Here is a 21,895-nt window from a genome sequence, read left to right as displayed (position 1 = left end):
CAATTCTTTCCGTTCTTCAACTATAACGTATAATTTTTCTTCCACTGAATGTATGAGAAGCGGCTTCACAGATGTCTTTCATGATGCCGGATAGATCCACATTATCGGAGTCATCCGCTAAATGGTTTTGAGAGAGTGAATTCTTGACCATTGCAAAAGAAAAAGCCTGTCGAGAAAGTCTCGACAGGCTTTGTTTTGTTCATATTCCATTTTATACAAACAGACTCAGTAATAAAATGAAAGCAAGGCCCAGGACCGAGATGATCGTTTCCAATAGTGTCCATGTGGCGAAAGTTTCTTTCATCGTGAGTCCGAAGTATTCTTTGAACATCCAGAAACCGGCGTCGTTGACGTGAGAGGCAACTAAGCTGCCGGCTCCTGTAGAAAGAACCATCAGAGCCAGATTGACATCGGTCTGCCCTAATAGTGGAATGACAAGACCGACAGTCGTCAAAGCGGCAACCGTGGCTGAACCTAAAGAAATCCGTAGAATGGCGGCGATCAACCATGCGAGGACGATCGGTGACATGGTAGAACCTTCGAATAGTTCTGCGACGTAATCACCGACACCTCCGTCGATCAATACTTGTTTAAACGCACCGCCACCCCCGATGATCAGGAGCATCATACCGATCTGGGAGATCGCCGTCGAGCAGGATTCCATGACGGTTTTCACAGGGATATTCCGTGCGATTCCCATGGTGTACATCGCTACAAGCAAGGAAATGATCATGGCCGTTGAAGCGTTACCGATTAAATTGATAATTGATAAGAACAAGTTTGTTTCAAACCCTGCCATCTCCTGGATCAATGTAATGATCGTGGAAATAGCGATAAGAATAACCGGAAGCATCGCTGTGAAAACACTGACACCGAATTTTGGTGTATCTTCAAGGTCGAATTTCTTCTGTTCCCCTAAGGAAGTGATGTCCCCTTGTTTTGTAAACGAATCAGGAACGAGTTTTTGAGCCATCTTCGTAAAAATAGGGCCCGCTACAATAACGATCGGGATGGAAATGATGATTCCGTAAAGCAATACTTCGCCCAGATCTGCCCCATATTCACCGGCGATTACCGTTGGACCCGGGTGAGGCGGCAGGAATCCGTGGGTGACAGACAAAGCAGCCGCCATCGGGATGCCTAAATAAAGAATAGAAACCTTTAACTCTCTTGAAATCGCAAAGACGATTGGGATGAGGAGGACAAGTCCTACTTCAAAGAACAGGGCAATTCCGATGACGAAAGACGCGGAAACGACGGCCCATTGAATGTTTTTCTCGCCGAATTTGTTGACAAACGTCATGGCAATGCGCTGGGCACCGCCAGCATCTGTAATCAGTTTACCGAGCATGGCACCAAGTCCGAAGATCAGGGCCAGGTGTCCAAGGGTACCGCCTAATCCAGTTTCAATCGTTCCGACAATATCTTCAAGCGGCATTCCGAGCAGGATCGCTACTCCAAACGAAACAATGATCAAGGAAACAAATGTATTCAGTTTAAGCCCCATAATTAAGATCAGCAGGGCGACAATTCCTATAGCAACCATGACTAATGGCATGATGATCCCTCCATGTTGTGTTTTTTACTTGTGAATTAAACCTCTCTGGTATTCGGCAATTCTTGTATAATCACTACTCAGTCTCCTGGATAAATCGATGAAGATCGGGAGCAGTTGGCGGTATTCGTGAGAGGCTTCCTCCACCGGTGTGTGTTGATGGGTACTTCCGATCATCTCGGAAACGACTTCAAACGAATCTACTTTTCCTGTGGCATAGAGTCCTAGAATACAAGCGCCGAGACAAGAGCTTTCATAGCTTTCCGGCACAGCGACTTCTGATTCGAAAATATCCGCCATCATCTGACGCCATACGTCGGAACGGGCAAAACCTCCTGTCGCCTGTATCCGTGTGACAGGGGTGTCCATACATTCCACAAGGGCGAGGTAGACGGTGTACAAGTTGTAAATGATTCCTTCGAGTGCCGCGCGGATCATATGCTCTTTTTTATGAGACATGGTCAGTCCAAAGAATGATCCACGTACATCCGGGTTCCAAAGCGGAGCCCGCTCCCCGGCTAAATAAGGATGGAAAATCAACCCTTCTGCTCCTGGTCTCACACCATCGGCGATTTTTGTCAGGACTTCATAAGGATCTATGCCGAGACGCTTCGCCGTTTCAATTTCTGCTGCCGCGAATTCATCTCTGATCCAGCGCAGAATCATCCCGCCATTGTTGACAGGACCTCCGATGACCCAGTGATCCTCTGTCAGTGCATAACAGAAAATTCTTCCTTTTTCATCGGTCTTGGGCTGATCGATGATCGTCCGAATCGCTCCGCTTGTCCCAATCGTGACCGCGATTTCTCCTTTTCCGATAGCGTTTACACCAAGGTTCGATAAAACCCCATCACTCGCACCGATAATAAAGGGAGTTTCCGGATCCAATCCGATTTGCTGAGCCAGTGAACGGTTGCAGGAAGTAAAAGCTTCCGTCGTTGGTACGAGCCTTGATAACTTATCCCGGGAAATCCCTGCAATGTGAAGCGCTTCTTCATCCCAGTCCATTTTTTCTAAATTCATCATTCCAGTAGCGGAAGCAAGAGAATGATCAAGGACATACTCGTTGAAAAACTTGTGGAAAATGTATTCTTTGATGCCAATGTACTTGTTCGTGATGGAATCGATTTCAGGATGCTCCTGAACCAGCCATGTCACTTTACTCAAAGGAGACATGGGATGGATCGGTGTGCCGGTACGTCTGTAAATCTCATGACCGTTCCATTCGTCTTTGATTTTCTGTGTCCATGCTTCACTTCTGTTATCTGCCCAGGTGATACAGGAGGTCAGAGGATGGCCGTCTTTGTCGACAGCTATCAGACTGTGCATTGCACTACTGAATGACACGAACGAAATGTTCTTGTGTTTATGATCATCCATAATCGCGGTCATGACCGAGACAACCGCCTGGAAAATTTCATCTGGATCCTGTTCGGCCGTTGAGATGTCCGGGGTATGCAGGGGATAGCCCTTGCTTTCCTTTTGAATGACATCGCCTTTTTCACTGAATAATACAGCTTTTGTACTGGTGGTACCGATGTCGATACCGAGCATGAAGTTAGTCATCTTCTTTTTCGACTCCTTTAGTAAAGGTTTCCTGTGCCATCCATAGTTCTTCGACGCGGCCTTTTGCCACATCATCGAAATTCTGGTGGAGGGATTGCACCATAAGGTCGCGATCCTTCTTTTGGATGGCTTCAATGTATAATCCGTGGTTCTCAATGATTCGTTCAAAGTCCTCGTACATCTCTTCAAACCTATACCTCATAGAAAGGAGGACAAGACTTTCGAGTGTAGGTTTCAGGTTGTTCCAAATCATCTGAATATGAGAATGACCGATCGAACGGATAATCGTATCGTGAAATTCCAGGTCCTGCTTGGAAAATTCATCGGCATCCTTGTATTGAATGGCTATTTTCATCATTTCAAAAATCTTGCTGAGATCTTTGACCAGTTCTTCGGTATCCATATGGACGAGCCGCTCAAAAACAAAGCTCTCAACGAGTAACCGGACATCGTACATTTCCTGGATTTCTTTTTCCGTTATATCGAGAACGCGAGCGCCCATCCTTTCCAGGCGGATGAGATTTTCGGAAGCAAGGGCTTTCAAAGCATCCCGTACAGGGGAACGGCTTACGGAAAATTCGGAAGCTAGCTGATTCTCCGATAGGATTGAACCGCTTTCAACCGTGCCCGAAATGATCCGCATTCGGAGTTCGCAGGCGACGCGTTCACCAGCGGATGCTTTGGATAACCATTGGCGTGGGTATAAAAATTCATTAGAATCCTTCATTTATTCACCTCATTCATTCTTCACTGTATACTTGTATACAAGTAGTGTAGTACAACTTTTCAAGTTTGAAAACGCTTTTTATAGAAAATGTCGAAAAAAATCGAAAAATGATGGGTGGAAAAGAACGTTTTCCCTTTCATCCCAAGGGCTTCGATATTCTACTGTTTTTTTATGATCCATTCAGTAAAGCGGGATTATTTTGTATTTTTTGGTGCATGTTCCTTAATGTGCTAAGGTGGTAACGAAATAGCAGTCAGGCAATGAATTTTTAAGAAAAGATATCAGGGGAGGAAATTCAGTGAAAAACATAAGGTGGGGAATCATAGGGTGCGGGAACGTGACAGAAGTAAAAAGTGGTCCTGCTTTTCAAAAGATTGAACAAAGTTCTCTTCAAGCGGTGATGCGAAGAAATGGCGTGAAAGCGAAAGACTATGCGGAACGTCATGGCGTGCCCAAATGGTATGACCAGGCCGAGGATTTAATTCATGATGACGATGTGGACGCGGTGTATATTGCTACGCCACCTTCTTCTCATAAAGAATATACGCTCATGGCAGCCAAAGCGGGCAAGCCCGTGTATGTGGAAAAACCGATGTCCAACAGCGTGGAAGAGTGTGAAGAAATGGTCCGTGTATGTGAAGAGCATGGTGTGCCATTATTTGTGGCCTATTACCGGAGGTCCCTGCCGAGGTTTTTGAAAGTAAAAGAACTGATCGAAGAAGGGGCCATCGGGGAAGTACGGTTCGCTTCTATGCAGCAGACCCAGAAAATCGTTTCCAAAGATGAGAATGGAAATTGGCCATGGAGGGTGATTCCGGAAGAAAGCGGGGCAGGGTTATTCTACGATGTCGGTTCTCATACGTTAGATCTCTTCGATTACCTACTTGGGCCTTTGACAGATGTGAGAGGATTTGGGCTAAACCTTGCTGATTCCTATCCAGCGGAAGACACGGTGAGCGGGGTATGGAAATTTGGGAACGGTGCGGTTGGAACAGGAGTATGGAATTTCTCTTCTTATAAGAATGAGGATGACAACCGTATTGTTGGAACAAAAGGAGAGATACAGTTTTCCACCTTCGATGACAAGCCGGTTATCCTGATCACCGATTCTGGGGAGGAATCTTTCTACATGGAGCGTCCGAAACATATTCAACAGGCTCATATTCAAACGATCGTGGATGAGCTCCTCGGAAAAGGAACGTGTCCAAGCACAGGGAAAACCGCGCTTCGAACCAATAGGGTGATGGGGGAGCTTGTTAAAGAGTATTATGAAGGAAAAGGATAAGATAAGATCCCAATCGTTCCATTCATGCATGATGGAACGGTTTTTCTGTGCTTATGAATAGACTTCCACGGTGAATGAAGATAAAATCAAAGTTTAACCGCCTGGAAAACCAGGGGATTAGATTCAAGGAGTTTTTAAATAGTAGATTGAATAGAAGAAGGTGTTTAACGATGTTACATAATCCAAAAGGGAAAGAAAGAATAGGTCTTGCGTTCCTACTCGGAATGCTTGGGATTCTAGGTCCATTGAACATTGATATGTATCTGCCAAGCTTCCCGGGAATCGCATCGGATTTAGGGACAAACGCATCCCTTGTTCAGCTCAGCCTGACCACCTGTTTGATCGGTCTTGCTGTCGGGCAGATTGTCGTCGGCCCGGTCAGTGACTCACAAGGGAGGAAGAAGCCACTCATCGTCTTCCTGTCCCTCTTCGCACTGGCGTCCTTACTTTGTGCGCTTGCACCGAATATTCTTGTGCTCGTCATCGCCCGATTCCTTCAGGGCTTCACGGCTTCAGCCGGTGTCGTCCTTTCACGGGCCGTCGTGCGTGACGTCTTTTCAGGGAGAGAGTTGACGAAATTCTTCGCCTTACTCATGGTGATCAATGCGACGGCTCCGATGATTGCACCGATGACCGGGGGAGCGATTCTGCTATTACCATTCGCTACCTGGGAGACGATCTTCTTCTTTTTAAGTATCGTAGGGGTCGCAATCGTTTTGACAGTCGCGGGAAAATTGCCGGAGACCCTTCCGGTAGAAAAAAGGATTCCGAGTTCTGTGAAAGAATCGATCCTGACGATCGGGCGACTGCTGAAGGACCGCTCGTTCATCGGTTACGCCCTGACGATCGGTTTTGTCCATGGGGGAAGTTTCGCCTATGTTTCCGGGACGCCGTTCGTTTACCAGGGCATTTACAACGTATCGCCTCAGGTCTTTAGTGTCTTATTCGGAATCAACGGCCTAGCGATCATAACAGGAAGCTTTTTAGTCGGACGTCTCGGTGGAATCTTCCATGAGAGAAGTCTGCTTCGGACTGCTGTCCTCGTTGCGGTCAGTGCGACCGGCTTCCTTTTAGTCATGACGATTATAGAGGGGCCTCTGTATTCCATTGTCGTTCCGATCTTCATTTATATGACAGCGATGGGGATGGTGTTGACCAGTACGTTCACGTTGGCGATGGAACATCAAGGCCACCGGGCAGGAAGTGCGAGTGCGGTACTTGGAATGCTGCCGTTGCTGTTTGGCGCGACCGTATCTCCACTAGTCGGCCTTGATGAAACGACGGCTGTACCGATGGGGGCGATCTTGTTTACGACCGCTTCGATTGGTGCGGTGATCTTTTTCACATTGACGACGAAAAAACTGCATGCATCGGCGTGATTACTGATGAAACTTTCACCCCCTTCCTTCGTAAAAGAGGGAAGGGGGTTTTTTTATGAAGCGGATGATTGTACGTCTTTAGTCACCGCACTTATCATCGGTGTGGTTGTATGGGGAGCGTTTTATTTTTAAACGGTACTCCCCTTGGGCCATTTGGTTGATTCAGTAAAATTATGAGTCCTTCGATTGATTGAAGGGAATAGTAAAATATACTAAGCTAAACAGGAATGAATGTTCATTCCGCATAGGAGGGAGGTTGTTTATATGCCAACATCCACAAGTAAGAGGGATCATATCTTCCATAGTGCGCTTTCACTATTCGCAGAACGCGGCTTCGATGCCACGACGATTCCAATGATCGCAAGTGATGCAAAAGTAGGGGCGGGGACGATCTACCGCTATTTTGAGAACAAAGAAGTTCTAGTCAATACATTGTTTCAATACTATACGGCCTTGTTCACAAAGACCCTTGAAGAAGGGTACCCGAAGAATGCAGGGATCCGTAATCAGTTCCACCATTTGTTTCAAGGGATGGTGCGTTTTACAAATGAGCATGAGCATGCGCTATATTTTATCAAGACTCATAACGCCGCCTACTTTCTTGATGAAACAAGTCGGGGACAATTCAATCATTTGCTGATGATTCTCCATGAATTCTTTGATGAAGGGAAAGAAAAAGAACAAATCAGGGATCTGCCGTCGAAAGCGTTGATTGCGATTATCTTCGGAGGGTTTCTTGAGCTGTTTAAATTGATCCGTGCAGGTGAGATCGAAGCGACGGATGAATTATTAGCTGGTATCGAAGAAAGTTGCTGGGATGCTGTGCGTCATCATGAATGATGATGAGGCAGCTTTTCCTTCTCCTATGTGCGGAATGAATATTCATTCCGGTATCTTCAATTATGATCAAAGAGGTGTTTGTCCATGAATCATACAGAAAATCTGCCACAACCGAAATCCTACGGACCGCTCGGAAATTTACCGAGCATTGATAAGGAAAAACCCGTCCAGTCATTTATGAAGCATGCCCGGGATCTCGGTCCGATCTATCAAATCCAATTCCCGGGCCGGGTCAGTACATTTATTTCAAGTGCCCGTTTTGCCGCTGAAATCTGTGACGAGACGCGTTTTGATAAAAAAGTAGGGCCAGCCCTCCAAAAGGTTCGTGCCTTTGGTGGAGATGGTTTGTTCACAAGTGGGACGGAAGAACCGAATTGGAAGAAAGCTCATAACATTCTGCTGCCAAGTTTCAGTCAGCAGGCGATGAAAGGCTATCATGATAAAATGCTCGACCTTGCTTCTCAGCTGATCCAAAAATGGGCGAGACTGAATCCGAATGAAGAAGTTGATGTACCTGATGATATGACACGCCTGACGCTCGACACGATCGGTTTGTGTGGGTTCAACTATCGTTTTAATAGTTTCTACCGGGAAGATGCGCATCCTTTCATCGAAAAAATGGTGCGAGCGCTTGATGAATCGATGAGCCAGACGCAGCGACTGGGTATTCAGGACAAGTTGATGGTGCGCTCCAAAAGACAATTTAAAGAAGATATCGATTACATGTTCAATCTTGTCGATCAACTCATCGAGGAACGGAAACAAGCAGGCGACCAGGGGGAGGATGACCTGCTTGGGCATATGCTGAAAGGGAAAGATCCTGAAACAGGAGAATCTCTGGATGATAAAAATATCCGTTTTCAAATCATCACCTTTCTCATTGCGGGACACGAAACGACGAGTGGGCTCCTCTCGTTTGCCATGTATTATCTATTGAAACATCCGGATAAGTTACAGAAGGCGTATGAGGAAGTGGATGAAGTGCTCGGTGATGACACCCCATCCTTTAAACAGGTGAAGCAACTGAAATACGTGCGGATGATTTTAAACGAAGCGTTACGCCTATGGCCGACAGCCCCGGCGTTTTCCGTTTATGCAAAGGAAGATACAACGCTGGATGGTGAATACGAGGTGGAAAAAGGGGATACGTTTACACTGCTAATCCCGGAGCTTCACCGTGACACCACTGTCTGGGGAGACGATGCAGAGGAATTCAATCCAGAGCGTTTTGAAAATCCAGCGAGCATTCCGTATCACGCTTATAAGCCATTTGGAAATGGACAAAGGGCATGTATCGGACAGCAGTTTGCGCTTCATGAAGCGACGCTCGTTCTCGGCATGGTTTTACAGCATTTCGACCTTGAGGATCATTCGGATTATGAATTGGATATCAAAGAAACGTTGACGTTCAAGCCCGATGGTTTGACGATGAAAGTGAAATCGAGAAGAGAATTCCAGGGGATCCAAACGCCAGATGTGGATGAAAAGAAAGAAACGAAGGAAATGCCTGCGCGCGAGTCTCATGGCACACCATTCCTTGTCTTGTACGGATCGAATATGGGAACCTCAGAAGGAGTGGCCCGCGAGCTTGCTGACACCGCCCGTCATCAAGGGTTCGCCGTAACGACGGCCCTGCTTGATGAATGGACGGGGAATCTTCCGAAAGAAGGTGCCACTTTGGTTGTATCGGCATCCTATAATGGCAATCCGCCAGACAACGCGACCTCTTTTGTCCAGTGGCTGACTTCTGATGAGGAAGCGGATCTCGATGGGGTGACCTACGCTGTTTTCGGCTGTGGAGACCGAAATTGGGCGAGCACGTATCAACGAGTTCCGGCAACGATCGATCGCAAGCTCGATGCGAAAGGAGCCTTCCGTCTACTTGAACGAGGAGAAGGAGATGCCAACGAGGATTTTGATGGCGATCTGGAAAAATGGGAAGAAAAGCTTTGGCCGGCGTTAGCTGATCATTTCAACTTGGACTTGGAAGAAGGTCAAACGGCCTCCAGCCCCGTTTCCATGGAATTCGTCAGCGGAACGAGCTACACGCCTGTGGCCCGCACGTATGATGCTTTCACTGCTGTTGTGCTTGAAAACAAAGAGCTGCTAGAGTCTGATGAGCGCAGCACTCGTCACGTGGAGGTTGAACTTCCTTCAGACGTGACTTTCCAGGAAGGGGATCATTTAGGTGTCGTTCCGGAAAATACACAAGTCCTAATCAACAGGGTGCTGGACCGGTTTGGGCTCAAAGGAGAAGAGTATGTGATGTTGAGCGAGGGGACAGGACGCGCGTCCCATCTGCCTACAGGTCAACCGGTTCAACTGCTGCAATTGTTATCGTCTTACGTGGAATTGCAGGAGCCTGCGACGCGGGCACAAATCCGCGCGCTTGCAGCGAGTAACCCCTGCCCGCCTCACAAAATCGAACTCGAACAACTCGTCGAGGATGAAAATTATAAGAGAGAAATTCTCGAGAAACGCCAGACAATGCTGGAGCTGTTAGAAGCGTTCGCGTCCTGTGAAATGGAGTTCGAACAATTCATTTCCCTGCTTCCAGCTTTGAAAGTCCGTTATTATTCGATTTCCAGTTCCCCTCGTGTGGATGCCCATCAACCGAGTGTGACGGTCAGTGTCGTTCGAGGAGAGGCGTGGAGCGGCAAGGGGGAGTACGAAGGTGTAGCTTCGAATTATTTGGCATCAAGAGAAATCGGAGACAAAATCGCCTGTTTCGTCCGTACCCCTCAATCCGACTTCCAACTGCCGGAAGATCCTGAAACTCCGATGATCCTTGTCGGGCCGGGGACTGGAATCGCTCCCTTCCGAGGGTTCGTTCAGGCGCGTAAAGTGATGCAGCAGGAAGGAACAGCGCTTGGTGAAGCCCATCTTTATTTCGGGTGCCGTCACCCGGAACAGGATTTCTTGTACGAAGAGGAACTGAAAGAAGCGGAACGTCTCGGTTTGATTGACCTGCACACGGCTTTTTCACGACAAAAGGATGGAGAAAAGGTGTATGTCCAGCATGTGATGAAGAAAAATGCAGAAGCGATCCTTTCTCTATTAGATCAAGGGGGCCGTCTCTATATTTGTGGGGATGGAAGCAAAATGGCTCCTGAAGTAACGGATACGCTTGTGGAGTGTTACCGTGATCTCAATCAAGTCAGTGAACAGGAAGCTGTTTCGTGGCTGGATGAGCTTGAAAAGTCTGGACGACTGGCGAAAGATGTCTGGGCTGGTTCTTAACATTCTGAGCCTGAAAGACTTAAAGATCATTCCTGCTCATTGTAAAAGTCAAATCTAAAGAACCCCTGATTCCTAATGAAAGGAATCAGGGGTTCTTATTATATGAAAGAGAGATTTGTTTGGGAAGGATCTTAAATTTCACAACAAATCTTAAAATGTAATCAAATTAAAACCGATGAGCAGAACGAATAGAAGCAAAAGAACGAAGAAGACCCAAATGAAAGGAGAAGATTCACCTTTTCTCTTTCTAGCAAGCAGGGCTTCCATGGTTCCGATCATCGCTAGAGCTAACAAGCCTTTAACAATATAAATAACGGGAAATTGGAATTGTACGAGCATCACGATCCCTGTAGTAATCATGACGAGATACGTCAATCTTAACAACATTTTTGAAAGCGTATTCTTTTTTAATGTCATAGACAAAGCGAAAAGTAAAACGACAATGAGCCATGTACTGGCATGTATAGAGTAAAACATATGGGATCTCCTTTTTATATAGAGTTCATCTGTATGGGTTTCTTTTTTTCATAAGCGATAATTAAAGTGATACTCAAGACTCCTAGTAGACTCGCCGTCAAAAAAGTAGCCAGTGCATGCATTTCAAAAATCCATGTAAACGCGACGGGCCCAAGGACCCTTCCTAGACTGTCGAGAGAATAAATTGCTCCTGTAGCCGCTCCTTGCTGATCGCTTTTCTTTGTAATGAGAGAAAGGGTGCATGTTCGGACCAGAGCATTGCCAGCTGTGAAGATCGCAAGAAATATTCCTGCGAACCAAAGATTATAGGACAGGGGCATAAGCAGCAATCCTCCGGCACTCACCACCTGTCCCATGATGATCCAATGGGTCTCTGTTCCATCCTTGATCTTTTGCATAACCCCGCCTTGAATACCTGCATCGATCAGTCCGCTTACCATAAATAATAAGCCTACCTCAAAGGGAGTAATGTCGATTTTCTGTATTTGATAGATTTGAAAGGTGCCTTCAAGGCCAGCTAAAAGAAGAGTCGTTACAAAAGTGAATAGAAATAAAGGAACGAGATTTCCTGTAAGTTGGTATTTGATTGATATTGACTGTCTTCTCGCCGCTTGCTTGGGCTTAGACTCTTTGAGAACAAAGAATGTTAGAAGAAAGGTAAATGCCATGAAACCTGCAGAGATATAAAAGGGGAAAGGCTATACTTACTTCGCTCAGCAGTCCACCTATAGCAGGGCCTAGAATAAAACCTAATCCGATGGCCATTCCTACAAAACCCATATATTTGTTTCGGTTTTCATTTGATGTGATGTCTGCAACATACGACATGCTTCCTGTATACAAGGCTCCTGCGAACAGCCCGCCTATCATTCTTGATACATAGAGAGCAGCCAAATGGTTAATGAATAGGGCGAACATGAGAAAACTGACGGTAAATCCTAAAAGTCCAATTAAAATGACTTTCCTTCTTCCTATTCGATCTGCAATCCCTCCCCACAAACGTGCGGTTAGAAAGGATGCTAATGAATACACCGCAAGCAGCCAGCCGATGTGTATGGCACTTCCATTCATATTGGCAATCAATTCTGGAATGACGGGAATGATGATCCCAAAACCGATGTACACGAAAAATTGGATGAGGGTGAGCAAGCCAATGGTTTTTTTCATATTCAAATCACCTCCTGAATGTTAAAATGAACATATGTCACTTTGAACATATACAATACTAATAGGTTATGAATCTGTTGACAATAGGGAAAAAGCTCAAAATGTGAACATTATGAGGAGATGATTGGATGACCTTACGATATGCCTTGTTAGGATTATTGACCCGAAAACCGCAGACCGGTTACGAATTGTACCAGACATTCAAACAGCAGCTTATTTATGTGTGGAGTTCCACCCACTCACAAATTTATAAAGAATTGAATCGCATGGAAGAGGAAGGGTGGATTGCTTTTCAATGGATTTATCAGGAAGGAAGTCCAAATAAAAAGCAGTACACGATTACACATGAAGGAGAAAAAAAGCTGGTGGAATGGATTGTGCATGAGAAGAATCAACCGCTTAAAATGAAAGATCAATTTCTAATCAAAGCTTCTTCCTTTTCCATCATTTCTAAAGATGAAGCGATTCATTTATTGCAAGAAGTGAAGCAGCGGGAATGGGAAGTGTACGTCCAGACTGAAAAATGGAAAGCAGAAACATTTCCCAACACGCCGTCTCATGAAAAGACAGGGGAATTCATTACAGCGGAGTTTGGTATTCGTTATGCGAAAATGTATGTGGACTGGTGTGAGTGGGCAATTGAAGTAATCAGCCACATGGACGAGTAATAGTACAACGTTATGAATAAAGGGGAAAAAGAGATGTGGAGTCGTTTACGAGAGATTTTCAACACCTTTGCTAAATTTGGTTTAACCCATATTTTGAACAATTTCGGCTTTCGTGTTTCTAAAAGAACACATACCGGGACGCTGGAAGATTTCAGAGAGGGACGCCTGTTGAAAGAAGCTTTGGAAGAATTAGGACCGGTATTTATTAAATTAGGTCAGTTTCTAAGTTTGAGGAAAGATTTGTTATCCGAGTCCTGGCGCATTCCTTTAATGGATCTTCAAGATCAATCCAAACCTCAACCATTTGGAGAGGTCATAAAAACGCTGCAACAGGAATTTAACAGGCCGCACCAGCAATGGCTGAGTGATTTAGACCCCATTCCTCTTGGCGCAGCTTCCTTGGGGCAAGTGCATCAAGCGACCCTTGCCACTGGACATAAAGTAGCCATCAAAGTGAAGAATGTAAAAAAAGAATCCATGGAGAAGGATTTAGAAGTGTTATTGTTTTTGTCCAAACAAGCAGAGAAACGTTCCCAAATGGCTGCGAAATTTCGCCTGGTGGAAGTGATTCAAGAGTTTTCCGAGAGTTTGAGACAAGAATTGGATTACAAAAAAGAAGGCGAGGAGATGGGGAGGTTAAGAAGAAATCTCACCGGCGAAACCTTAACCATCCCACATCCTTTTATGGAATGGACAACGGAACATTGCCTTACCATGGAGTATATCGAGGGAAACAAGTTAACGACTGCTTATATTAATCATTTAGATCAAGAAACGAAAAAAGAAATGGCTCATGCTCTATCTACGTATCATTTTCAGCAGATCTTTATTCACGGGCACTTCCATGCGGACTTACATCCTGGGAATTTACTGTATCACCCTAAAAACGACCAAGTGAACATCATAGACTTTGGGAGTATAGGGGATCTGTCACCATCTGTCCATTCCACCTTAAAAAGGATCTTATTGAGTCTATACCATCAGGATTCCTATCAATTGGCTAAGGTGATCAGTGACTTTCCTCGAGAGGGCGATTTGAACTTCTCCCGTCTCCATAACGATATGGACCGGTGGTTAAAGCGTTATATCGATCTTCCTGTCCAACAACTGTCCCTAGGTGAAATGTTTTATGAATTATTTGAACTGGTGGCCACTTATCAATTTGAGATCCCTTCAGCGATGTTTGGGGTCGGACAATCCTTATTAAAACTTGAATACACGATTCAAATCTTAGATCCTGATCTCAACCTCGAAGAAGTAATTCAACCGATCGGGGAAAAACTAGTGGCAGGTGAAATGAGAAATTCTTCCTTACAAAAAGATGTGATGAGCTGGGGGTTTGACGTGCGGCGCATGTTTTTACGTTCCCCTCAACATTTTCATTCAATCATAAATAAGGTTGATGAAGGTTCTTTACAATTGAAGTTTGGTTTGAAGCCCGAAGAAAAACATCTGAAGAGAATGGAAAAATTGGTGAACCGTGTCGTTCTTAGTGTCATTATGTTAGCTTTTTCCTTGATGATCAGTTCCATATTCGTCGGGCTTACTTTAAGCGATGGGATATCCTCCACTCACATCGAGCGTTTAGGCATATCGATGGCGGTGGTTGTTACCACTTTACTCTGTGTAGTGATTGGGAACATGTGGTGGAGAAGAAGTTAAAAGTAAGCTGTGATTTTTCTGAAAAGAGAATAGAGAAAGGGGAAATGGGTGTGCGTAAGGGCTTACTTCATCATGTGGAAATCTATGTAACGAATTTAAAGCAGTCTGAATCCTTTTGGGGATGGTTCCTGGAATAGATCGGTTACCAGTCTTATCAAAAATGGGAGGAAGGTCAAAGTTGGAAGCTGGGAGAAACTTACTTGGTGTTCGTCCAAGTGGAAAATAAGTATGTAGACGTTCCTTACCATAGGAAAAGAACGGGCTTGAATCATTTAGCTTTTCACGCTTCTTCACGTGAAAGAGTAGATGAAATGACGAGGATGCTTAAGGAAAGAGGGATCAACATCTTATATGAAAACCAGCATCCTTTTGCGGGTGGCGATGAATATTATGCCGTTTATATTGAGGATCCGGACAGGATAAAAGTAGAGTTTGTTGCCCCACCCCTATAGTTTATTTTTTCCTATCTTGTTAGTGCTTGATTTCCTTGGGGCTGCCCTCCGGTGGCGGGCACTCTCAAGGTAGGGTTGAATGACATTCCTTTTATGTAATGAAGGGATCATAAGCTTATGAAAGTTTTATAGAAGCAGATTTCTTTCGCTGCCTTTTTTTATCTGTAATAATGAAAGATACCGTTACAAAAGGAGGCAGATCAATGACAAACCAAACAACAACGAAACCTTTATTTAATACGTTTACGAGTGATAAATTAAACCTTCCGAACCGGACTGTGATGGCACCGATGACACGCGGGTTCTCCCCTGGGAACGTTCCTAATGAGGAAGTGACTGCGTATTACCGCCGACGTGCTGAAAATGAAGTCGGTTTGATTATTACAGAAGGAACAGGGATCGACCATCCGGCTTCCGTATCTGGTTCGAGTATTCCTGTGTTTCATGGAGAGAAGGCGTTGAGCGGCTGGACGAATGTAGTGAAAGAAGTACATGAGGCCGGCGGTAAAATTGCTCCGCAGCTATGGCATGTAGGAATGACTCGCAGCAAAGGCGACCTTCCAAATGAAGAGGCAATGCCGGTGGGTCCATCAGGCCTGAGCCTGGATGGAGAGCAAGTGAACGAACCATTATCCACGGAAGAAGTAGAAGCGTTGGTGGAATCCTATGCCAAAGCGGCAGCGGATGCGAAGCGCCTCGGTTTTGATGCGATTGAAATTCATGGAGCTCATGGGTACTTGATCGACCAGTTCTTCTGGGAAAACACCAACAAACGTACCGACCGTTATGGCGGCGATTTCGTTGAGCGCACGCAGTTTGCCGTAGAGATCGTAGAAGCTTGCCGTCGTGAAGTTGGAGAAGATTTCCCGATCATTTTCCGTTTTTCCCAGTGGAAAATGAACGACTTCCAAGCGAAACTGGTCAACACACCAGATGAGCTTGAACGTTTTCTTCAGCCGCTTGTTGAAGCAGGCGTGGACATTTTCCACTGCTCGACCCGCAGGTTCTGGGAGCCTGAGTTTGAAGGTTCCGACTTGAACCTTGCCGGCTGGACGAAGAAACTTTCAGGCAAACCGGTCATTTCTGTAGGATCTGTCGGGCTGGATGGTGTCTTCACGGACTTTTCTGGTGCAGGGACAACAAGTCTTGATGGTTTAGTGGACAAACTGGATCGTGAGGAGTTCGATCTGGTTGCCATCGGCCGTTCTTTATTGATGGATCCTGAGTGGGTGAAGAAAGTCCGTGAAGGTAGAGCGGATGATCTGTTAGCCTTTGATAAAGAAGCGCTGCAGAAACTATATTAATGATAGAACAGGCGTCCTTTTGTCAGGGCGTCTGTTTTTTGTTTCTATGAAGCTTAGAAAAACAGTAAAGAAGCTTTTAAAGTAATGGGACGATCCAAAAGTTTCGTTGTTTTCCATAAAGGATAAAAGTCCATTACAAGGAGGGACTTTTCATGAAAAAAGTAAAATTAGGACGCAGTGACGTCGAAGCCACACGCATTGCCCTCGGTACATGGGCCATCGGCGGTACCGGGTGGGGCGGTACAGATGAAGAGCAATCGATTCAAACGATAAAAACAGCGATAGATAAAGGTGTGACCACGATCGATACCGCACCCGCCTATGGGCAGGGACTATCGGAAGAATTGATTGGCAGAGCTATTGCACAGGCAGATGTAAAGCGAGAGGATCTTGTCCTTGCAACGAAAGCAGGGATCGATTTCACGGATGACGGAAACTATCGTGATAGTAGACCTGCTCATTTGGAAGAAGAACTGCAGGCAAGCCTGGATCGCCTGCAGACCCACTATATTGACTTATATCAAATTCATTGGCCGGACACCGATGAATCCATTGAAAAGACGGCAAAAAAGATGAAAGAGTTTTATGAACAAGGAAAGATCCGTGCGATAGGCGTAAGTAATTTCAGCCCTGAACAAATGGATGAGTGGCAGAAATACGCACCAATTCATACTTCGCAGATGCATTTGAATATGCTGCAGCGTTACTTAATCGAGTGGTTTGAATATTGTCAAAACCATGAGATTTCCACATTGTCATGGGGGTCCCTTGCGCACGGCATGCTGACAGGAAAGTATTCCAAAGATGCATCGTTCCCGGATGATGACCTCAGGAGCAATATCGAATTGTTCCAAGGTGATCGATTCCCTAGTTTGATTGACGCGGTGGAGGAACTTCAGCGTTTCGCTGAAAAACGAGACCGTAACATTATTCAACTATCGATCCGATGGCTGCTCGACCATAAACCAGGAGCAGACGTTGCTTTATGGGGGGCACGCAAACCTTCGCAATTGGAAGGTGTCACCGAAACGGATGGATTCCAGTTAACCAGCGATGAGCTGCGTGATATAGATGACATCCTTTACAACCATGTCGATGATCTAGAAAATGGCACGTTAAAAGAATATGGTCCGCCTGTACGTTCGGAATTGTAAGGATGATTGGACAGCCTTCTTTTTAAGGAGGCTGTTTTTTATTTTGTAAGTGACTTGAAATGGACCCATGGAGACAGAGAGCAAAAACTTTAATTTTGAGGTTGTCTTGTATTCTAGCTCACGGAACAGGCGAGTTTTTGTGTGGAACCGTTTCGATATCACGTCCCTATAATAGATTTAATTTCTGGGAGATGATTTATCCGCCATAAAGGACGTGACGAATTTTCTTAGCAAATACAGCAGGCTCCTCAATTTGTTGAACATAAACATAAGGGAGCATAGGTGTACTGCAAGGAAATCCGGTGACTAAATCACAATAGATCCCAAGTTGTGTTAATTTCGCTATGACAATATCTGCATCTTTAAATGGGACAGGGATGCGCCCAATGTTGAGAGCGTAGCCTTGGGAGTCCATACTGACAAAACTAAAGATTCCATCTGTCACCGTCGGAGACTGGGTGGCACACCTTCCTAATATCTTTAATCGATGGTGTTGAGGAACTGCGATACTACAGAAAGACTGTTGAGGAGGGTAGGGAATTAAAAAACCTCCCAGAATGTCGCTCGTCTGCTTGCATGTATTTTTTAAATTTACAGCAGAAGGCTTATTAAACCGATGAGCGGATCCAACGGGCAATATATTCAAAACAGGTAACAATCGATAGGCAAAAACGATTGGGTTTTCAATACTGGCTACATAAACAATAGGAAGATTTGGTTCACTATAGGAATAACCATGGACAACAAGGTGTACAATCCCCTGCTTTACCAGAATGTCAGTGACGGATGCAATGTTCCGCTCCTCAACAGGGATCCGTCCGATAATCAGTGCTTTTCCTAGCGTATCGAAATTCCCAAAGTCAAAATAAGCATCCGTTACCATGGTGGAATCAGCTGCCGATCTCCCTAACATATTTACTTCAATACATTGGGCTAGACCAACGGTGCAGAAGGGGGATTGGGGTGTAATAGGCAGGATGGTGTAGCCGCCAATCATTGATGCAAATGCATGACAAAGAGAGGGCGTTCCTTTGAAATGATCCATTGTCACACCTCTTTATCTCAAAATGTGTTCATATTGTCCCATTATATGTTCATAGGACCATACAAATTCTTTTCAGCAAAATGTACATACAGAAGACCATTCCGACTATAGGATAATCTTGGTTTTACATAGGACAAATCCTGATGGAAATAGGGGTTCGTATGTTCTGTGCTCGTGGAAACCAGGTGGAAAGGGAGAAGAGGATCTCTTATAATGAAGAAGAATGCAACAGGAAATGGAGTGCTTCTATGACGTATAACGATGAATATTTCATGAAAATAGCGATTGAACAAGCATCAAAGTCGAGAGCAGAAGGAAACGAACCGTTTGGCGCCATCCTGGTTAAAGGCAAGGATATTGTAAAAGTTGCTGAGAACAAAGTACATACCCACTCAGACCCTACCTATCATGCAGAAATAGGGCTGATCCGAGATTTCTGTTCAGAGAACCAGCTGTTCGATTTGAATGAATACACCCTGTACACCAGCTGCGAGCCTTGTGTGATGTGTTCAGGTGCCATGGTTTGGTCTAATCTTGGTAAAATGGTATATAGTGTGACACACGATCAATTAGCAAGGATCGCAGGGGACAACATTATGATTTCCTGTAAAGAGGTATTTGCTAAAAGCCCTCTCAAGCCTATAGTAGTAGAACAAGTATTAAATGACGAAGGTCTGAAGGTTTTTGATGGGTACACGTTTGGTTAGTAAAGCTTACTATTAAGACCCCAGGCAAAGATCGTTGTCTGGGGTTCTTTGTGATGAACCAGTAACTGTTTATAAAGGATTTTCGTAAAGACTATAGAAATAATTTAAGAGGAGGATGTATGGTTATGATCTGGGATAAACCTCAATGCAAGTATTGCGAGAAAGAAATAAAAGAAGATGAAGAGGTTTTTGTGAAGATGCGCTACCCTAGGAGAAAAGGTTTTACAGAAATAAAGGCCTATTTAAGAAATGAAGGGACCTTTATATGTGAGGAATGCGCTCACGAGAAAATGAAATCATCATAAGGTTTATTTAAGATCTACATACAAGGATCACTTGGGGATTTCAAACAGTAACGCTGTGTTGTATTAATGATAGGGAAAAATCGGAGGTGTGCAGATGAGTGAAGAAAAAAAGATAACGTTTATGCTGCCTGATCAACAAAAAGAGGCGTCGATTTCTAATACCTCAAGCGACAAGTATTTAGAATTTCTCCCGGATGAACTGACGGAACTGGTCAATTCTTTTCATGGGTTTGAGCTGGATACGATTGAATTACACATCGCAGGGGCCATTGATTCTGGAGGAGCGACCAAGCTGTTTGTGGATTTCTCTGGCGAGGCCGGCATGAAATTTACATTGAAGAAAAAGGACGGGGAAAGAGAATAAGAGGAAAAGCTTTAGGATTATTACAGAATACGTTTCACTTATAGGAGGGCTTTAAAATGAAGATCGACCAGCATGGAGAAGTAACCTCCGTGTTAGGAGAAGTGAGATATGGAGACTTTGCCATGTCCGTTTATATGTTTTACATCGATGGAATGTTGATCGATACGGGGGCTTCACGGATGCTTGAAGATTTCAAGCCTTTCTTTAAGAAAACGCCCATTGAATTGGTCAGCCTCACCCATCCTCATGAAGATCACACAGGAACAGCAAAGTGGCTGCAAAATGAATGGGACCTTCCTGTATATATTAAGAAAGAAGCGATACCTGAATGTAGGGTTGAAGCGAATTTACCTTTATACAGGGAGAAATTATGGGGAAAACGCCTGCCGTTCTCACCTTTCCCATTTGGTGAAACGGTTGAGTCCAATCAACACTTATATAAACTCATACATACTCCAGGACATGAGAAGAATCATGTGTGTTTATTTGATGAGGAGCACGGGAGACTGTTTTCAGGGGATCTGTTTTTACATCCAAAGCCTAAGGTCATGATGGATGATGAATCTGTCCCGGTTATGATTCAATCGCTTAGAAAAGTACTTCAATTGGATTTTCAAGACATGTTCTGCCAACATGCGGGTTACATAAAAGACGGAAAACGGGCCATGAGGGAAAAGCTTAACGATCTAGAAGAGCTGAGTGAACAAGTCCACCACTTGAATGAAAAAGGTTACACCGTGAATGAAATGAACGTTGAATTATTTCCTAAAGTACCGATGATTGTTTATCATTCCAGCAAGGAGTATGATTCAAAACATATGATTCGGTCTATTTTGGAAGGGGTACAAACTAGCAAATGATTGATTACTATAAAAATCCTAATAGACCGTCCTTTTTCTATCGGAGACTATATAGGTTTTATGCTCTCTACACCATAGTTTTGATTAAAGATTGCTAAGTAATAAAAACGTTGATGTATCATTATACTATAAAATTCTTATTCCCACTCGAAATTTATCACTTATTATTGTAATATATTATTGGGTATCATTCGGTAGTTAAATAAATTTATAGGACTTATTGACATTTTTTGAGGGGGAAAACAGATGACGGCTGCAAAACAAGCAACATTAACGCCTGTAACGGCTACTATACTTGAACAGAAAGAGGAGTTGGCTCGTGCGGTTGCTATACCTAGCGAAATAGGAAAAGGAGTCTCAGAACAATTAATTACTTGGAGAATGGAATTAATTGAAGCCTATGCCACTTCTTTAACCCAGGATTTTAATGAAGTAACTCAGCATCTGGAAAAGTGGAGCGATCGTGTGTCAGGTGAACTTGTAGAATTAAGATTACCATTGAACATAGCCCTGGTAGAAATAAGTGAATATAGAGAAGTCATAGGTGCGATTATCAAAGACGAAGCAAAAACACAAAATCTTTCTTTTGACGATTTTTATGATATCCTTACTCCGTTCAATCATGCGGTTGACCAAGCGGTACAATTCGTCAGTCAGTCGTATATGGATGACTTCGAAAATACCATACAAACGGCTAATTATGCAGTGGATGAACTTTCCGTACCTATCGTTCGAGTCACAGAGTCGGTTGGTGTCATTCCCATTGTTGGAGAAATAGATACGAAAAGGGCGCAGCTCCTTATGGAGAATGCGTTGAAGCAAGGGGAAGAATACGAGCTTGAGACGATCATCTTGGATCTATCCGGTGTGAGTATTATTGATACGATGGTGGCTCATCAATTATTTAAAGTGATCAATTCGTTAAAACTTACGGGTGTGAATGGAATCATGAGTGGCATCCGTCCGGATATTGTACAGACAATGGTCAGCCTGGGCATTGATATGAAAGGGATCAACACTTTCAGCAGCCTTCACAGGGCCATCGAATCATTGGAATTACTTGAGGAGAAAGTCAACAGTTAATGTTGGCTTTTTTTTTATGAAAATAGATAGCCGTCTAGAAGGAACGAGGAAGATT

20 protein-coding genes and 1 pseudogene are annotated in these 21,895 nt (G+C 44.4%); 14 read left to right on the top strand and 7 right to left on the bottom strand.

Going from position 1 to position 21,895, the window contains the following annotated elements:
• Positions 1-211: 211 nt before the first annotated feature.
• The 3 genes from LC065_RS17455 to LC065_RS17445 are packed head-to-tail and all read right to left on the bottom strand — an operon-like array spanning position 212 to position 3,848.
• Positions 212-1,558: a GntP family permease gene (locus tag LC065_RS17455; RefSeq protein ID WP_226588625.1), complete on the bottom strand. Its 1,347-nt coding sequence runs from the start codon at positions 1,556-1,558 to the stop codon at positions 212-214.
• A 24-nt stretch (positions 1,559-1,582) separates the two neighbouring features.
• Positions 1,583-3,121 (bottom strand): gluconokinase, encoded by a 1,539-nt coding sequence (gntK, locus tag LC065_RS17450; RefSeq protein ID WP_226588627.1) that lies wholly within the window; start codon positions 3,119-3,121, stop codon positions 1,583-1,585.
• Positions 3,114-3,848, bottom strand: coding sequence for a GntR family transcriptional regulator (locus LC065_RS17445; protein ID WP_226588629.1), 735 nt, complete (start codon positions 3,846-3,848; stop codon positions 3,114-3,116). Before LC065_RS17445 ends, gntK begins: the two co-directional genes overlap by 8 nt.
• Positions 3,849-4,146: 298 nt before the next feature.
• Between LC065_RS17445 and LC065_RS17440 the strand changes: the two genes are divergently transcribed.
• The 4 genes from LC065_RS17440 (at position 4,147) to LC065_RS17425 (ending at position 10,592) form a co-directional block, all read left to right on the top strand.
• Positions 4,147-5,133, top strand: a complete 987-nt coding sequence (locus LC065_RS17440) for a Gfo/Idh/MocA family protein (protein ID WP_226588631.1) — start codon at positions 4,147-4,149, stop codon at positions 5,131-5,133.
• Between the two features lie 170 nt (positions 5,134-5,303).
• Positions 5,304-6,512, top strand: a complete 1,209-nt coding sequence (locus LC065_RS17435) for a Bcr/CflA family efflux MFS transporter (RefSeq protein ID WP_226588633.1) — start codon at positions 5,304-5,306, stop codon at positions 6,510-6,512.
• 264 nt (positions 6,513-6,776) lie between these two features.
• The gene (locus LC065_RS17430) at positions 6,777-7,352 is read left to right on the top strand and encodes a TetR/AcrR family transcriptional regulator (protein ID WP_306163594.1); all 576 of its coding nucleotides are present in this window, start codon (positions 6,777-6,779) and stop codon (positions 7,350-7,352) included.
• 84 nt (positions 7,353-7,436) lie between these two features.
• Complete coding sequence (locus tag LC065_RS17425; protein ID WP_226588637.1) at positions 7,437-10,592, top strand: bifunctional cytochrome P450/NADPH--P450 reductase; 3,156 nt, start codon at positions 7,437-7,439, stop codon at positions 10,590-10,592.
• A 150-nt stretch (positions 10,593-10,742) separates the two neighbouring features.
• Here the strand turns inward: LC065_RS17425 and LC065_RS17420 are convergent, their stop codons facing one another.
• Genes LC065_RS17420 through LC065_RS20585 form a run of 3 tightly spaced genes read right to left on the bottom strand, consistent with a single transcriptional unit; the run spans position 10,743 to position 12,236 of the window.
• On the bottom strand, positions 10,743-11,069 hold the full coding sequence (locus tag LC065_RS17420; protein ID WP_226588640.1) for a DUF1516 family protein: 327 nt from the start codon (positions 11,067-11,069) through the stop codon (positions 10,743-10,745).
• Positions 11,070-11,083: 14 nt separating this feature from the next.
• On the bottom strand, positions 11,084-11,737 hold the full coding sequence (locus LC065_RS20590; protein ID WP_371933361.1) for an MFS transporter: 654 nt from the start codon (positions 11,735-11,737) through the stop codon (positions 11,084-11,086).
• Positions 11,691-12,236 (bottom strand): MFS transporter, encoded by a 546-nt coding sequence (locus tag LC065_RS20585; protein ID WP_371933360.1) that lies wholly within the window; start codon positions 12,234-12,236, stop codon positions 11,691-11,693. The genes LC065_RS20590 and LC065_RS20585 overlap by 47 nt, the downstream gene beginning before the upstream one ends.
• Positions 12,237-12,364: 128 nt before the next feature.
• On the opposite strand from LC065_RS20585, the gene LC065_RS17410 reads away from it, so the two are divergent.
• From LC065_RS17410 to LC065_RS17390, 5 genes and pseudogenes are all read left to right on the top strand, one after another.
• Positions 12,365-12,904 carry a PadR family transcriptional regulator gene (locus tag LC065_RS17410; RefSeq protein WP_226588647.1) on the top strand — a complete coding sequence of 180 codons (540 nt, stop codon included), beginning with the start codon at positions 12,365-12,367 and terminating at the stop codon, positions 12,902-12,904.
• A gap of 33 nt (positions 12,905-12,937) precedes the next feature.
• Positions 12,938-14,566, top strand: coding sequence for an ABC1 kinase family protein (locus tag LC065_RS17405; protein ID WP_226588650.1), 1,629 nt, complete (start codon positions 12,938-12,940; stop codon positions 14,564-14,566).
• 50 nt (positions 14,567-14,616) lie between these two features.
• Positions 14,617-15,018 (top strand): annotated as a pseudogene (locus LC065_RS17400) (VOC family protein).
• A 203-nt stretch (positions 15,019-15,221) separates the two neighbouring features.
• Positions 15,222-16,322 (top strand): NADH:flavin oxidoreductase, encoded by a 1,101-nt coding sequence (locus tag LC065_RS17395; protein WP_226588653.1) that lies wholly within the window; start codon positions 15,222-15,224, stop codon positions 16,320-16,322.
• A 152-nt stretch (positions 16,323-16,474) separates the two neighbouring features.
• Entirely contained in the window at positions 16,475-17,476 is a 1,002-nt protein-coding gene (locus LC065_RS17390; RefSeq protein ID WP_226588656.1) for an aldo/keto reductase, read from the top strand.
• A gap of 196 nt (positions 17,477-17,672) precedes the next feature.
• Here LC065_RS17390 and LC065_RS17385 read toward each other — a convergent pair whose 3' ends face one another.
• Positions 17,673-18,521: a hypothetical protein gene (locus tag LC065_RS17385; RefSeq protein WP_226588658.1), complete on the bottom strand. Its 849-nt coding sequence runs from the start codon at positions 18,519-18,521 to the stop codon at positions 17,673-17,675.
• A 248-nt stretch (positions 18,522-18,769) separates the two neighbouring features.
• On the opposite strand from LC065_RS17385, the gene LC065_RS17380 reads away from it, so the two are divergent.
• The 5 genes from LC065_RS17380 (at position 18,770) to LC065_RS17360 (ending at position 21,840) form a co-directional block, all read left to right on the top strand.
• Complete coding sequence (locus LC065_RS17380) at positions 18,770-19,228, top strand: nucleoside deaminase (RefSeq protein ID WP_226591617.1); 459 nt, start codon at positions 18,770-18,772, stop codon at positions 19,226-19,228.
• A 125-nt stretch (positions 19,229-19,353) separates the two neighbouring features.
• Positions 19,354-19,533 carry a Fe3+ hydroxamate ABC transporter substrate-binding protein gene (locus LC065_RS17375; RefSeq protein ID WP_226588660.1) on the top strand — a complete coding sequence of 60 codons (180 nt, stop codon included), beginning with the start codon at positions 19,354-19,356 and terminating at the stop codon, positions 19,531-19,533.
• Between the two features lie 94 nt (positions 19,534-19,627).
• Positions 19,628-19,897 carry a hypothetical protein gene (locus LC065_RS17370; protein WP_226588662.1) on the top strand — a complete coding sequence of 90 codons (270 nt, stop codon included), beginning with the start codon at positions 19,628-19,630 and terminating at the stop codon, positions 19,895-19,897.
• A 56-nt stretch (positions 19,898-19,953) separates the two neighbouring features.
• On the top strand, positions 19,954-20,757 hold the full coding sequence (locus LC065_RS17365) for an MBL fold metallo-hydrolase (protein ID WP_226588664.1): 804 nt from the start codon (positions 19,954-19,956) through the stop codon (positions 20,755-20,757).
• Between the two features lie 246 nt (positions 20,758-21,003).
• Positions 21,004-21,840, top strand: coding sequence for an STAS domain-containing protein (locus tag LC065_RS17360; protein ID WP_306163593.1), 837 nt, complete (start codon positions 21,004-21,006; stop codon positions 21,838-21,840).
• Positions 21,841-21,895: the final 55 nt, after the last annotated feature.

This window comes from Halobacillus litoralis, assembly GCF_020524085.2.
Lineage (GTDB): Bacteria > Bacillota > Bacilli > Bacillales > Halobacillaceae > Halobacillus > Halobacillus litoralis_E.
Note: the sequence above shows the minus strand (reverse complement) of the source record. Positions and strands in the feature narration are given on the sequence as shown.